The sequence below is a fragment of the Arthrobacter sp. NPDC056691 genome (genome assembly GCF_042791415.1).
Classification (GTDB): domain Bacteria; phylum Actinomycetota; class Actinomycetes; order Actinomycetales; family Micrococcaceae; genus Arthrobacter.
In genome coordinates this window covers 1-14,470 of sequence record NZ_JBHTXX010000023.1, presented here as the reverse complement: position 1 = coordinate 14,470, position 14,470 = coordinate 1, and the positions used below count along the sequence as shown (strand labels likewise).

At 66.7% G+C, this 14,470-nt stretch carries 13 protein-coding genes; all 13 read left to right on the top strand.

Translation table 11 applies throughout. The annotated features are described in order from the left end of the window. Positions 1 to 78: 78 nt before the first annotated feature. The 13 genes from ACFRAU_RS17130 (at position 79) to ACFRAU_RS17070 (ending at position 14,417) form a co-directional block, all read left to right on the top strand. A complete protein-coding gene (locus ACFRAU_RS17130; protein ID WP_331568735.1) occupies positions 79 to 279 on the top strand; it encodes a ubiquitin-like protein Pup in 201 nt (66 codons plus the stop codon). A gap of 84 nt (positions 280 to 363) precedes the next feature. Next, positions 364 to 1,185, top strand: a complete 822-nt coding sequence (gene prcB, locus ACFRAU_RS17125; protein ID WP_377997025.1) for a proteasome subunit beta — start codon at positions 364 to 366, stop codon at positions 1,183 to 1,185. Position 1,186: 1 nt separating this feature from the next. Next, positions 1,187 to 1,894, top strand: coding sequence for a proteasome subunit alpha (gene prcA, locus ACFRAU_RS17120; protein WP_377997026.1), 708 nt, complete (start codon positions 1,187 to 1,189; stop codon positions 1,892 to 1,894). Between the two features lies 1 nt (position 1,895). Beyond that, complete coding sequence (gene pafA / locus ACFRAU_RS17115; protein WP_377997027.1) at positions 1,896 to 3,260, top strand: Pup--protein ligase; 1,365 nt, start codon at positions 1,896 to 1,898, stop codon at positions 3,258 to 3,260. Positions 3,261 to 3,373: 113 nt separating this feature from the next. Further along, entirely contained in the window at positions 3,374 to 4,303 is a 930-nt protein-coding gene (locus ACFRAU_RS17110; RefSeq protein WP_377997028.1) for an FKBP-type peptidyl-prolyl cis-trans isomerase, read from the top strand. A gap of 51 nt (positions 4,304 to 4,354) precedes the next feature. Then, a complete protein-coding gene (locus tag ACFRAU_RS17105) occupies positions 4,355 to 4,750 on the top strand; it encodes an FKBP-type peptidyl-prolyl cis-trans isomerase (RefSeq protein WP_307102959.1) in 396 nt (131 codons plus the stop codon). 202 nt (positions 4,751 to 4,952) lie between these two features. Then, positions 4,953 to 6,986, top strand: a complete 2,034-nt coding sequence (locus ACFRAU_RS17100) for a helix-turn-helix transcriptional regulator (RefSeq protein ID WP_377997029.1) — start codon at positions 4,953 to 4,955, stop codon at positions 6,984 to 6,986. 26 nt (positions 6,987 to 7,012) lie between these two features. Next, positions 7,013 to 7,381 carry a hypothetical protein gene (locus ACFRAU_RS17095; RefSeq protein WP_377997030.1) on the top strand — a complete coding sequence of 123 codons (369 nt, stop codon included), beginning with the start codon at positions 7,013 to 7,015 and terminating at the stop codon, positions 7,379 to 7,381. Between the two features lie 35 nt (positions 7,382 to 7,416). Further along, positions 7,417 to 7,686 (top strand): Sec-independent protein translocase subunit TatA, encoded by a 270-nt coding sequence (gene tatA, locus ACFRAU_RS17090; RefSeq protein WP_377951068.1) that lies wholly within the window; start codon positions 7,417 to 7,419, stop codon positions 7,684 to 7,686. Between the two features lie 48 nt (positions 7,687 to 7,734). Then, positions 7,735 to 8,529 (top strand): twin-arginine translocase subunit TatC, encoded by a 795-nt coding sequence (gene tatC / locus ACFRAU_RS17085; RefSeq protein ID WP_377997035.1) that lies wholly within the window; start codon positions 7,735 to 7,737, stop codon positions 8,527 to 8,529. Positions 8,530 to 8,553: 24 nt separating this feature from the next. After that, on the top strand, positions 8,554 to 11,448 hold the full coding sequence (locus ACFRAU_RS17080; RefSeq protein ID WP_378000829.1) for a DEAD/DEAH box helicase: 2,895 nt from the start codon (positions 8,554 to 8,556) through the stop codon (positions 11,446 to 11,448). A gap of 78 nt (positions 11,449 to 11,526) precedes the next feature. Then, complete coding sequence (locus ACFRAU_RS17075; RefSeq protein WP_377997032.1) at positions 11,527 to 13,188, top strand: amidohydrolase; 1,662 nt, start codon at positions 11,527 to 11,529, stop codon at positions 13,186 to 13,188. A gap of 491 nt (positions 13,189 to 13,679) precedes the next feature. Beyond that, the gene (locus ACFRAU_RS17070; protein ID WP_377997033.1) at positions 13,680 to 14,417 is read left to right on the top strand and encodes a polyprenol monophosphomannose synthase; all 738 of its coding nucleotides are present in this window, start codon (positions 13,680 to 13,682) and stop codon (positions 14,415 to 14,417) included. Positions 14,418 to 14,470 lie beyond the last annotated feature (53 nt).

Genomic DNA, 14,470 nt, shown 5'->3' with positions numbered 1-14,470 from the left:
CGCAAAGCCCCTTTGCGTGGCAATATGGGCATACAAGATGTCCTCCCGGAAATGGGGGACTGGATAAAGGAGAAGGACATGGCAGGCCAGGAGCAGCAGCAGCCGCAGCCACGCGACACCGAGGTCGAGGAAGAGGTCCCCGTACCGCCGGCGCCCGCAGATGGTCAGGCATCCGCCTCGACGCAGGGTGTTGACGATCTCCTTGACGAGATCGACGGCGTCCTGGAGTCCAACGCGGAGGAATTCGTCCGGGCATTCGTGCAAAAGGGCGGCCAGTAGACCGGCAGCGACACCACCCGCACCGGGCACGGAGGCCAGAGGTACCGGACAGCCGCTGAATTATCACGTTGAAGGAGTGCACCAGTGCAGGAGACAACAGCCAACAAGGTAGCCGCCCACGCGACGTCGTCGTTCACTGAGCATCTCCAACGCGACCGTCCGGAACTGCTTCCCCAATACGCGCCATTGGCTACGGGCATGTCCGCCGGCCAGCCGCCCGCCGTGCCCCACGCCACCACCATTGTGGCCATGACCTACGCCGGCGGCATCGTCATGGCCGGTGACCGCCGGGCCACCATGGGCAACATCATCGCCAGCCGGCACATCGAAAAAGTCTTTCCCGCCGACCAGTACTCAGTAGTCGGCATCGCCGGCACTGCAGGCATCGCGATTGACCTGACCCGCCTGTTCCAGGTGGAGCTGGAACACTACGAGAAGATCGAGGGAACCCCGCTGAGCCTGGAGGGCAAGGCGAACCGTCTCGGCGCCATGATCCGGGGCAACCTGCCGATGGCACTGCAGGGCCTGGCCGTGGTGCCGCTGTTCGCAGGCTTTGACGCTGCCGCCGGAGCGGGGCGGCTCTTCTCCTACGATGTGACCGGCGGCCGCTACGAGGAACAGGAACACCATGCCGTAGGCTCCGGGTCAATGTTCGCCCGCGGCGCACTGAAGAAGCTTTGGCGGCCCAACCTGCCCGAGGACGAAGCCATAGCCGTGGCCGTCGAATCCCTCTATGACGCAGCCGACGACGACTCCGCCACCGGCGGCCCCGACCCCGTGCGGCAGCTGTGGCCCGTGGTGTACGCCGTCAACCGGGCAGGAGCCCGGCGGGTCTCCGAACGGGAACTCGCCGCCATGGCCGGAAACATCATCGAGTCCAGGGCAGCTGCCCGGCGGGAGGCCTGATATGACACAGCAGTTCTATGTCTCTCCCGAACAGCTGATGAAGGACCGTGCGGATTTCGCACGGAAAGGCATCGCCCGCGGCCGGTCCGTGATTGTGGTCAGCTGCGAGGACGGGATCGCGCTGGTGGCGGAGAACCCGTCACCGTCGCTGCACAAGATCGGCGAAATCTACGACAAGATCGCCTTCGCCGCCGTCGGGAAGTACAACGAATTCGAGAGCCTCCGCCAGGCCGGGGTGCGCTACGCCGACGTCCGCGGCTACTCGTACGACCGCGAGGACGTCACGGCCAGGGGACTGGCAAGCGTGTACGCCCAGAGCCTGGGCGCCGTCTTCACCGCGGAGCAGAAGCCGTTCGAGGTGGAATTGGCTGTGGCCGAAGTCGGGGCCAGCCAGGACCTCGACCACCTCTACCGCCTCACGTTCGACGGCTCGATCGCGGACGAGCATAACTTCATTGTGATGGGCGGCCAGGCGGACAAGGTGTCCGGGGCGATCGAAGGCGGCTGGCAGCGCGACCTGTCGTTCGCGGCGGCGATCCGGCTCGCCGCCAGGGGACTCGTGACCGACAACGAGGCAGCCGACCTGCCCGCCAAGGCCTTGGAAGTGGCGGTGCTGGACCGCAGTTCGGAAAGCAACAGGGGGACGCGGAGGGCTTTCCGCAGATTGTCCGACCAGGACGTTGTGGAACTGCTGGCTGAGGAGAGCTGACATGGACAAGAGGATCTTCGGCATTGAAACCGAATTCGGGATTTCCTATTCGAGCCCGGACTCCCGGCCCCTCGCCCCGGAGGAAGTAGCCCGCTACCTGTTCCGCAAGGTGGTCAGCTGGGGACGGTCCTCCAACGTGTTCCTCACCAACGGGTCCCGCCTGTACCTCGACGTGGGCTCGCACCCGGAATACGCCACGGCGGAATGCGACGACCTCGCCCAGCTGATCGCCCACGACCGCGCCGGGGAGCTCATCCTCGATGACCTCGTGGACGAGGCCCAGTCCCGGCTCGCGGCCGAGGGCTTCAACGGCACGGTGTACCTGTTCAAGAACAACACCGACTCCGCCGGCAACTCCTACGGCAGCCACGAGAACTATCTCATTCCCCGCCGCGGCGAATTCACCCGGCTGGCAGAGATCCTCATTCCGTTCCTCGTTACACGCCAGCTCATCGCCGGCGCGGGCAAGATCCTGAAGACGCCGCACGGGGCTACCTACGCGTTTTCACAGCGGGCGGACCACATCTGGGAAGGCGTGTCCTCGGCCACCACCCGTTCCCGGCCCATCATCAACACCCGCGACGAGCCGCATGCCGATGCCGAGTTCTACCGCCGGCTGCATGTGATCGTCGGCGACTCGAACATGTCCGAGACCACGGCGTTACTCAAGGTGGGCACCGTAGACCTCATCCTGCGGATGATCGAGGCAGGCGTGATCATGCGGGACATGCGGATGGAGAACCCCATCCGCAGCATCCGGGAGATCTCCCATGACCTGAGCGGCCGCGCACTGGTCCGGCTCGCCAACGGCCGCCAGCTCACCGCGCTGGAGATCCAGCAGGAGTACCTGACCAAAGTCACTGCCTTCGTCGAGGAAAACGGCGCCCACAATCCGCACGTCCCGCTGATCCTGGACCTGTGGGGGCGGACGCTGCGCGCCATCGAAAGCGGCGACGCCAGCACCATCGACACCGAGATTGACTGGGCCATCAAGAAGAAGCTGATGGACAGCTACCGCAGGCGCCACGGCCTGGGCCTGGACGCCCCGCGGATCGCGCAGCTGGACCTCACCTACCACGACATCTCCCGCTCCCGCGGCCTGTACTACCTGCTCCAGTCCCGTGGCGCTGTCCGCCGCGTCACCGACGAGACCGCCATCAAGGACGCCGTGGACGCGCCGCCGCAGACCACCCGGGCCAAACTGCGGGGCGACTTCGTCCGCAAGGCGCAGGAATTGGGCCGTGACTACACGGTGGACTGGGTCCATCTCAAGCTCAACGACCGCGCCCACCAGACCATTCTGTGCAAAGACCCGTTCCGCAACGTTGACGAGCGGGTTGATGCCCTGCTGGACTCTATGGGCTGATACCCAGCTTTTCGCGTTACTCTGGAAGAGGCCGTTCTGCGGCCCTGACTGCCTTGCCGTGTGCAGCACCGCCACCGGCAGGGCATCCATCTTGCCCCGACGAAAGTTCTTACGTGCGCCGACTACTAGCAATCCTTCTTCCCGCGCTGCTTCTGCTGACCGCCTGTGGTGGCCAGGAGCCGGCAGCCCCGGAACCGACCAGCCAGTCCGCGGGTGAGACCGCCAAGCTCGACTCGCTCAAGCTGACGGACAAGGGGGACAAGAAAGCCCCGGGCGTCGAGTTCACCAAGCCCCTCGAGGTTACCGAACCCACCGTCAAGGTTGTCACCGAAGGCAGCGGCGACCGTGTGAAGGCCAACCAGATCGCCGAGATCTCGGTTCTGAGAATAAATGCCAAGGACGGCTCCACCATCGACGACGGCTTCGCCAAGGACCCACAGTCCTTCGAGCTGAGCGATGAAGTCAAAACCAGCAGTCCCATAATTTACAACGCATTCGTGGGCGCCAAGGTGGGCTCCCAGCTCGCCCTGGTCGCTCCGGGGCAAGCCGCCACCCAAGGTGCCGCCGCCCAGCCGTCCCAGCTCCTGATCATCAAGGTGCTTTCGGCCAAGGATGCACCCAAGGCCCTGGACAAGCCCGAAGGCGATCCCGTCACTCCGCCGGCAGGCCTGCCGACCGTCACCGAGAAGGACGGCATCCCGGAGATCTCGGTGAAGGGCGTTGCAGCCCCCAAGAAGCTCATTGCCCAGGACCTGATTAAGGGCAAGGGTGCCGCCGTCAAGGCGACCAACACCCTGACCGTCAACTACGTCGGCGTGGCCCTTGCCAGCGGCAAGAAGTTCGACTCCAGCTTTGACCGCAAGGAGCCGGCATCGTTCGCGCTGAACCAGGTCATCAAGGGCTGGACCCAGGGCCTGACGGGCAAGACCGTCGGATCGCGCGTCCTGCTCGTAATCCCCAAGGACCTCGCTTATGGCGACTCCGGCCAGGGTGACGCCAAGGGCGACCTCGTGTTCGTCGTCGACATCCTCGGCGCCAAGTAACAACCCCTGATTCGCACAAAAGCAGAGTTTCCACCAGCAGAAGGAGCAACCATGTCATTTGGCCAGCGCAAGCTCGACCGCGAAAAGCCGGAAATCGACTTCCCCGAAGGCCCGGTGCCCACGGAACTCGTTATCACGGACATCATTGAGGGCGACGGCCCCGAGGCCAAGGCCGGCGACACCGTGTCCACGCACTACGTCGGCGTGGCCTGGTCCACCGGCGAAGAGTTCGACGCCTCCTGGGGCCGCGGCGCACCGCTGGACTTCCGGGTCGGCGTCGGCCAGGTCATCCAGGGCTGGGACCAGGGGCTGCTCGGCATGAAGGTGGGCGGACGCCGCCGCCTGGAGATCCCCTCGGAGCTGGCCTACGGCTCACGCGGTGCCGGTGGGGCCATCGGCCCGAACGAGGCACTCATCTTCGTCGTGGACCTGGTGGGCGTCCGCTAGTCCCCACCGGCTCCCTGCCCTCGCAAGTCCGCACCGGCTCCCTGCCCTCGCAAGCTCGGGCTGGGGCCCTCGCCGGCGTGGGCCCACCACCGGCTGCCCCGGCCACTAAAACTGCGCAAGCGCGGTAACAATCGGAAGCATTTTCCGGATTGTTGCCGCGCTTTCGCGTTTTTGCCGGAACGGCTTTAGTAACGTAACGAGGGTGTCCGCCCAACGTACTGAACGCCTGCTGAACCTCCTGATCGCACTGCTGAACTCGCGGTACGGCCTGCGCCGCAGTGAGCTGCGGGAAAAGATCTACGCGGGCGGTGCGGCCAGCGACGCGGCCTTCGGCCGGATGTTCGAACGTGACAAGAACGACCTTCGCGACTTCGGTTTCGACGTCGAGACGGTCACGGACCTGGGCTGGAGTTCGGACGATCCCGGCACCACCCGGTACCGGATCGGCAAGGAATCCAACCGCCTGCCGGACGTGGAGCTGAGCCCGGACGAGTGGACAGTCCTGCTGCTGGCTTCCCAGCTCTGGGAGCAGGCGGCACTGGGCACGGCCGCGGGCAACGCACTCCGCAAGCTCCAGGCGGCGGGCGGCCTGGCCGACGTCGAACTTCCCGCCGGCGTGCAGCCGCGCATCAAGCCCGCCGGCCAGGCGTTTGAGGACCTGGTGGCCGCCATGCACGCCGAGCACGCCGTCCGCTTCCACTACCTCGCCGGCAGCACGGGCCGGGAAGAGGAACGCACCGTTGAACCGTGGGGCCTGGGCAGCCGCTTCGGCCAGTGGTACCTCGTCGGGTTCGACCGGAGCCGCGGCGCCAAACGCTTCTTCCGGCTGTCACGCTTCACGTCGGCCGTCACCATTCTGGACAGGGAGCCCTTCACGCCGCCCGCCGGCTTCAACGTCCGTGCCGAGCTGAACAGCCTGCCGGAGCTTCCGCTCAGCACCGCCGTCGTGGACGTCCGCAGCGGCAAGCTGCTGGGGCTGCGCAAGCGCGCCGCCGGGGCCGCTACGGCCGACCCTACGTCCGCCGGCTCGGATCCGGCCACGGACTCGGAAGAAGACACGGCCGCGGAGGCCGACGCCGGCTGGGACCGGCTCACCGTTCCCTACCGTGACGCCGAGGTGCTCGGGGAGGAACTCGCCTCCTACGGGCCGAACGTCAGGGTGGTGGGCCCCGCGGAGCTTTCCGCTGCCGTGCAGCGCCGCCTGGCTTCTGCCGCCGCCTTCGTTGACGCTCCGGTGCCGCGCTATTCGTTTGCGCATGCAGGGACGGGAAAGCGGACCCGGAAACGTACCTCGGAGGACCAGCTCAAGCGGATGCTGCAGCTGGTGCCGTTCCTGGTCCGCAACCAGGGCCTGCCCATCGAGGAGGTCGCCGACCGGTTCGGGGTGACCCGGCAGGAGCTGGAGGGCGATCTGCTGATCCTGATCTGTTCCGGCCTCCCGCAGGGGTACCCGGACGAGCTGCTGGACATCCAGTGGGAGGAAGGCCACGTTTTCATCAGCCAGTCCATGGAGCTGAACCGGCCGGTCCGTTTCACCGTGGACGAGGCCTGCGCCCTGCTCACGGGCCTCGAGACCCTGAACGGCCTCCCGGAACTGGCTGAGGGAAGTGCCCTGGACTCGGTGACGCTCAAGCTGATGGCTGCTGCGGGGGAGGAGGGGCTCCGTGCCGCTGCCCTGTCCGGGCCGGAGGTGGGACCTGCCAACTCGGCCAACCTCGAGGTCATCCGCGACGCGATTGAATCCGGGTCCCAGCTGCACCTCGTCTACCTTTCCGCGCAGAAGGACACCTATTCGGAGCGGGACGTGGATCCGCTCCGCCTCTATTCCATGGACAACACGTGGTACTTCGAGGCCTACTGCCATTCGGCGGCCGGGCTCCGGAATTTCCGGCTGGACCGGATCGAGGACCTCACCCCGACCGGCAAGCCGGTCTCGTCCGCAATAAAGCCCGACGGCGGGTTCCCGGCAAAGCTGTTCACCGCCAACGACGACGACACTCTGGTCACCGTCCAGCTCACCGCCCGCGGTGCCGGGCTCGCGGACGACTACTATGCCGAGCGGACGGCACCGCTGCCCGACGGCGGCCTGGTGGCGGATATCCGGTTCGGCAATACGGCATGGCTGCCCATGTTTGTTGCCCAGCACGGCGGAACGGCACGGATCCTGGAACCTGAGGGGCTGGCCCGTGCCTCGCGGGACTGGATCGAGGCGGCCCTGGCGCTGTACAACGGCTAGCCAATACGCCAGCTAGACTACTCAGCATGCCTTGGTGGTCCTGGATCCTTATTTGGGTGGCACTTGTGTCGCTGTCCCTGTTGTTCTTCGTGCTCATGGGTGTCCGCCTGTTCCGCCAGTTCATGGCGACGGTCAAGGAGCTCGGTGAAGCGGGGGACAAGCTCACCAGCCTTCCGGTTTCCGCTGCAGCGTTCGCAGGCGCCCATGAGGCGGCGACTCATTCCGCCGTCGTCGGGGTTGCACCGGGAACGGCCCCTTTTGCCTCGCCGCACCAGATGCGCCATGATTACCACGCATCCAAAGAGGCCCGCAGGGAGGCCCGGCGTCAGCGCCGGGTCCGCCGGAAGGCCGAACGGGGCCAGCCCCAGTCGCTGCGCGACATCGAATTCAGATAAACGTAGGATGTTACTAAACGAAAGGAACACCCACCATGAGGCTTGAAGGCTGGCATCTCATCATCATCATCGTCCTGGCTTTGGTGCTCTTCGCTGCACCGAAGCTCCCCGGCATGGCCCGGAGCCTCGGCCAGTCGATGCGCATTTTCAAGTCGGAGGTCCGCGAGATGAAGAAGGACGGCGCCCCGGAAGCCAAGGACGGCTCCGATCCTGTTGAAGGCACCGTCGTCAACCACCCGCGTTCCGCCACGACGGAAAACCGTCCTGCCGACGGAAACGACGTTCCGCCCCCCAACCGCGCCTAAGATTACGTGGCACTAACCATGAGTCGTCGCTCCAATCCTGAGGGACGGATGGCTCTGCTGGACCATCTGCGCGAACTCAGGAACAGGCTGTTCAAGTCCGCTATTGCCGTTGTGCTCGCCACCGTTGCGGGTTTCATGGTCTACCAGCCCATGCTCACTGCCCTGATCAAGCCGATCCGGGACCTGAACAACAATGCGGGCCGCCAGGCGTCCCTCAACTTCGACGGCGTGGCGAGCTCGTTCGACCTCATGATCCAGGTGTCCGTCTTCCTGGGCGTCATCCTGGCCAGTCCGGTGTGGCTGTACCAGCTCTGGGCCTTCATCGTGCCAGGCCTGCACAAGAAGGAGCGCCGGCTGGCATTGTCCTTCGTGGCGGCCGCCGTACCGCTCTTTGTCGGCGGCGTCACGATGGCCTGGCTCGTCCTGCCCAACGCCGTCCGGGTCCTCACAGAATTCACCCCGTCCGGCGGGTCCAACTTCATCAGCGCCCAGGTCTACCTGTCCTTTGTCTTGCGGCTGCTGCTGGCCTTCGGCATCGCCTTCCTGCTCCCGGTGGTCCTGGTCGGGCTGAACCTCGCCGGGCTCCTGCGGGGGGACCAGCTCCTCAAGAGCTGGCGCGTCACGGTGTTCCTCGTCTGCCTGTTTGCCGCCATGGCGGCCCCCGGCGCTGACGCCATGAGCATGTTCTACCTCGCCACTCCCATGCTGGTGCTCTTCTTTGCGGCCATCGGCCTGTGCGTGCTGAACGACCGCCGCCGTGCGCGCCGGGCAGAGAAGCGGGCCGCTGAGACCGAGGCCACAGCCGATATCGCGACTCCGGGCAGTGAGCTGAAGAATCTCTAGCTACGCCCCCATTAGGCTTGAGGCATGTCCACCACCACTCCGTCGCCCTCCGAACGGTACCGCGCCAGCGCCGAACGGGCCGTGGAAGCAAAGACCCACCTGGGCGCATTCGCCCGCACACTGAGCTTTGAACTGGATGACTTCCAGCGCCAGGCGTGCAAATCCCTCCAGGAGGGCCGCGGGGTCCTGGTGGCCGCGCCCACCGGCGCCGGTAAGACCATCGTGGGCGAGTTCGCCGTGTACCTGGCGCTTCAGCGCGGGCTGAAGGCCTTCTACACCACGCCCATCAAGGCGCTCAGCAACCAGAAATTCACCGAGTTGACGGAGAAGTACGGCGAGCAGAACGTCGGACTCCTGACCGGCGACACCAGCATCAACGGCGACGCGCCCGTGGTGGTCATGACCACCGAGGTCCTGCGCAACATGCTCTACGCCGACTCCGACACCCTGTTCGACCTGGGTTTTGTGGTCATGGACGAGGTCCACTACCTGGCCGACCGCTTCCGCGGTGCAGTCTGGGAGGAAGTCATCATCCACCTGCCCAGCGAGGTGCAGGTCGCGTCCCTCAGCGCCACAGTCTCCAACGCAGAGGAGTTCGGCGCCTGGCTGGACACCGTGCGCGGCGACACGGATGTCATCGTCTCCGAACACCGTCCCGTCCCGCTCTGGCAGCACGTCATGGTGGGCAGGGACATCGTGGATCTGTTCGCGGGCGAGACCACCTTCGACGAAATCGCCCCGGCCGGCAACTCCGCCACGGCCTCGGCGGTGCCATCTGCGCCTTCGCCGGTGGACGCCGTCCAGCGGGGCTTCGAGGTCAACCCGGAGCTGCTGACGCTCTCCAGGTCAGAAAGCCAGCTCAATTTCCAGGGCCGCTTCGGCCACGGCGGCCGGAGCCAGCGGCGGCAGCAGCGCCAGCGCTACGGCGACAGGCCACAGCAGGAAACCCGCACCGCGGTGCGGCGGGCAAGCAGGCCGCAGGTCATTGCCAGCCTGGACCGGCAGGACCTGCTGCCCGCCATCACTTTCATCTTCTCCCGGGCCGGCTGTGACGCCGCCGTCGCCCAGTGCGTGGCGTCCGGGCTATGGCTCACCACTGAGCGGGAGCAGCACATCATCGCCCAGCGGGTGGACGAGGCGGGCCAGGACATCCCGTCCGACGACCTCGAAGTACTGGGCTTCTGGACCTGGCGCGACGGGCTCCTGCGCGGCATCGCTGCCCACCACGCCGGCATGCTTCCCACGTTCAAGGAAGTGGTTGAAAAGCTTTTTGCCGACGGCCTGGTGAAGGCGGTCTTCGCCACCGAGACGCTGGCCCTCGGCGTCAACATGCCGGCCCGTTCCGTGGTGCTGGAGAAGCTGGACAAGTTCAACGGCGAAGCCCACGTGGATATCACGGCGGGGGAGTACACCCAGCTCACCGGCAGGGCGGGCCGGCGCGGCATCGACGTCGAAGGCCATGCCGTGGTCCTGTGGCAGCCGGGCACGGATCCGGCTGCGGTGGCCGGCCTGGCCTCCCGCCGGACATATCCGCTGAATTCGAGCTTCCAGCCAACCTACAACATGAGCATCAACCTGCTCGCCCAGTTCGGCCGGCCCAGGGCCCGGGAAATCCTGGAGTCCTCCTTCGCCCAGTTCCAGGCTGACCGGTCCGTGGTGGGGCTGGCCCGGCAGGTCCGCGGCCGCGAGGAATCGCTGGCCGGCTACGCCACGTCGATGACGTGCCATCTGGGCGACTTCACCGAGTACGCCCGGCTGCGGCGGGAACTTTCCGACGCCGAGAATTTCAGTTCGCGCAGCAAGTCACGGGCCCGCAAGTCGCTCAACGAAGACTCCCTGAGCCGTCTCCTGCCGGGCGACGTTGTGGATGTCCCGGCAGGCAGGGCCCCTGGTTTTGCCGTGGTGCTGAGCTCAGACCACAGCTCCCGCGAACCCCGGCCTGCGGTCCTGACGCTGGAAAGCCAGCTGCGCCGGATAGGCGTCGACGACCTTGAGGGGCCCATTGCGCCGCTGACCCGGATCAGGATCCCCAAGTCCTTCAACGCCAAGGTCCCCAAGTCGCGGCGGGACCTGGCTTCGTCCGTCCGGAACGCACTGCGGGAGAACCGGCCGCCGGCGCGGGGAAGCAGCCGCAACAACGACTTCGGGCTGGGCTCTGCCTCGCAAAACCAGGAGAAGAAAATCGCCGACCTGCGGCGTGACCTGCGAGCCCACCCCTGCCACGGCTGCAGCGAACGCGAGGACCACGCCCGGTGGTCCGAACGCTGGTGGAAGCTCCGCAAGGAAACCGATGGTCTGGTCCGCCAGATCCAGGGCCGCACCAACACCATTGCCAAGACCTTCGACCGGGTCTGCGATGTCCTTTCGGCCTATGGCTACCTTGAATCCACGGAGGACGGGCAGCACCGCATCAGCACCGACGGCCAGCGGCTGCGCCGGATCTACGGCGAGAAGGATCTGCTGATTTCGCAGGCCCTGCGGCAAGGCGCCTTCGATGACCTGGATGCGGTGGAGGTGGCGTCGTTCGCCAGCGTGCTGGTGTACCAGGCCAAACGGGAGGACCGCGGCCTGCGGCCCCGCATGCCCAGCGTTTCGCTGGAGACCGCCGTGGATATCGTGGTCCGCGAGTGGTCGGCACTGGAGGACGTGGAGGAACAGAACAAGCTCCCGCTCACCGGCGAGCCTGAGCTGGGTCTGGTCTGGCCCATGTACAAGTGGGCCCGCGGCCGGCATCTGCAGGAGGTGCTCAGCGGTTCCGATCTTGCGGCTGGCGACTTTGTCCGCTGGGTGAAGCAGGTGATCGACCTGCTGGACCAGCTGGCCAAGATTCCCGGCCTGGACCCCCGGCTGGCCCGGCTCTGCGCCGAAGCCATCAGGCTGATCAGGCGGGGCGTCGTCGCCTACTCCACCGTGGGCTGACCGCCCGTCGTCCACGCCCCTCCGCATTGAACATGTCAGTACCCAATACCCCGTTTGAAATCTCCAAGGAGCGCCTCCATGGCCGATGCCCCCGCCCGCCCGCAGGAAGGAACCCGACCGTCAAAGGTCACGCTGTACCGCAACGGTTCCGTCTACACCGCGGCTGATCCCTTCGCCACGGCCATGCTCGTGGACGGCGACACGATCGCGTGGGTTGGCTCGGAACAGGCTGCCACCTCGATCGCCGACAGCTCCATGGACGTCATCGACCTTCGCGGCGCCCTCGTGGCCCCGGGTTTTGTTGATTCCCACGCCCACCTGACCGAGACCGGCATCGCCTTGGACTCGCTGCAGCTGGGCGGTGTCCGGTCGGCGCGCGAGCTGCTGGACGCCGTCGCGGCCTCGGGCGGAGGCGGCCCGGTGCTGGGGCACGGCTGGGATGAGTCGCTCTGGGACGATCCCACGCTCCCGGACGCCGGAGAGCTGGAGCGGGCAGCCGCCGGCCGTCCGGTATATCTTTCCCGGGTTGATGTGCATTCAGCCCTCGTATCGCCGTCACTCGTGGCCAGTGCCGGGCTGGCGGAGCTGGACGGCTACGCGCCTGGCGGCCATGTCAGGCGCCAGGCTCACACTGCTGCCCGGCAGGCCACCCGCCGGCTGCCGGCCGGAGCGCTCAAGGAATACCAGAGGCGTGCGCTGGATGAGGCTGCGGCCAACGGATATGTGGCGCTGGCCGAAATGGGCGCCCCGAAAATCAGCAGCGTCGACGACCTCCGGCTGGCCGCCGGATGGAATGACGCGGCAGGCTCCCGCCCCGCGCCGGAGGTGTTGCCGTACTGGGGGCAATTGACGCCGACGGCCGCCGATGCCGAGGCGCTGCTCGCAGAGCTAGGGGTCCGCGTCCGCGGATTTGCCGGGGACCTGAACATTGACGGATCGATCGGCTCGCGCACGGCGTCCCTGCGGGAACCCTATGCGGATGCCCCGGGGGAAACCGGCACTGCCTATCTTTCCGTAGCCGAGGCAGCCGCGCATCTGGCAGCGTGCTCCGAGCTGGGCATCCAGGGCGGATTCCACGTCATTGGCGACGCCGGCCTCGATGCGGCCCTGCAGGCCCTCGAGGAAGCGGCCGCTGAGGTGGGGGAGCAGCGGGTCCGGGCCGCCGGGCACCGCTTGGAGCACGTAGAAATGGCCGACGCCGAGGCCATCGCCCGCTTGGCGAAGTACTCAGTGACGGTCAGCGCGCAGCCTGCGTTCGACGCCGCGTGGGGCGGCCCGGGCCGGCTGTACGAGCAGCGCCTCGGTTCCCGCAGCCGGGGCATGAACCCGTTTGCCTCGTTCTATTCGGCCGGCGTGCCCATCTGTTTCGGCAGCGACAGCCCGGTGACGCCGCTCCGTCCCTGGTCCAGCGTGCGGGCGTGCCTAGAGCACCACAATATTGACCAGCGGATCTCTGCCCGCGCAGCATTCCTCGGACACACGCGGGCCGGCTGGCGCGCCGCCCGCTACGAAAACCCCATGGCGGGCCAGCTGGTACCGGGCGCACCCGCAACCTTCGCCGTCTGGGAGGTGGATGAGCTCATGGTCCAGGTGGCCGACAACAGGGTCCAGTCCTGGAGCACGGACCCCCGAGCCCGCACGCCGCTGCTGCCCGCGCTGGACACCGGCAATGATCCCCGGTGCCTGCAGACCGTGAGGAACGGGCTGGAGCTGTTCTCCGCAGATGCCCTCCGGGCCTGACCTTCAACAGGCTTAATTCGGCGACACATAGCGCCCGGCCATGCCGGGATTAAGTGCGAAAACACGCCCCTGACCTGCGACGATACGTGAACGGGCAGGTCAGGGGGCTGTTGACAGCCCCCAGCCAGTCCGTAGCATTGAGCTTCCGGGGGCGGGTCCAAAGCGCAGCAGAAAACAGTTCCTCCATCCGCTTATCGCGGCATCAGGAACTGGCCCGTGGCGCGTGGACCCGCCCGTGGCGGAGCCGGATCCCGGCCACCGCTTGCCGCCAGCCAGGCGCGAACGGAAATGTGCGGCCCCGGCACCGCCTCTGCCGCCGGGCAACACAGCCCGACCCGGCACTGGGGTCCGCGCCGCCTGCTGCGCGGAGAGGAAGCTGCGCGGACGCAAGCGCTCCGCGGGCCCCGTATAATAGGGAGTTGCGCTTTGCGAGCCGGCGTTCTCGTCAGGCTCCCGCGTGCTGACCGCTCCCATCCAGGAAAGGCCTCCCTGTGCGTGTCCTCACCATCATCCCCACATACAACGAGCTGGAGTCGCTTCCCAAGACTCTGGGACGCCTCCGCGCCGCCGTGCCGGCTTCAGACGTCCTCGTTGTGGACGACAACAGCCCTGACGGCACCGGGCAGCTGGCGGACAGCATTGCTGCCGGGGACAGCCAGGTCCACGTCCTGCACCGGAAGGGCAAGGAAGGCCTGGGTGCCGCCTACATCGCGGGCTTCAGGTGGGGCCTGGACGCGGGCTACGACGTCCTGGTGGAAATGGACGCCGACGGATCGCACCAGCCCGAGCAGCTGCCCTCCCTCCTGGAGGCCGTGGACCAGGGCGCAGACCTCGCCATGGGTTCCCGCTGGGTGAAGGGCGGAAGCGTCGTGAACTGGCCACTGTACCGGCAGGCGATTTCCCGGACCGGAAGCACGTACGCGCGCATCATGCTCGGCCTCAAGATCAAGGACGTGACCGGCGGTTATCGCGCGTTCCGGCGGACGACGCTGGAGAAGCTGAACCTGGACCAGGTCGATTCCGTGGGTTACGGCTTCCAGGTGGACCTTGCATGGCGCGTCGCGAAGATGGGGCTGAACATCGTGGAGCGGCCCATCACCTTCGTGGAGCGCGAACTAGGGGCTTCCAAGATGAGCGGCAACATCGTGGTGGAGGCCATGATTAACGTGACGAAGTGGGGCCTCACCGCCCGCTGGAAGAAGCTGACCGGCAGGAGCTCCCGCGTCTAGCGGGACATAAAGCCGAAAACACGAAAGGCCGGTTCCGCTGCATCCATGGATGC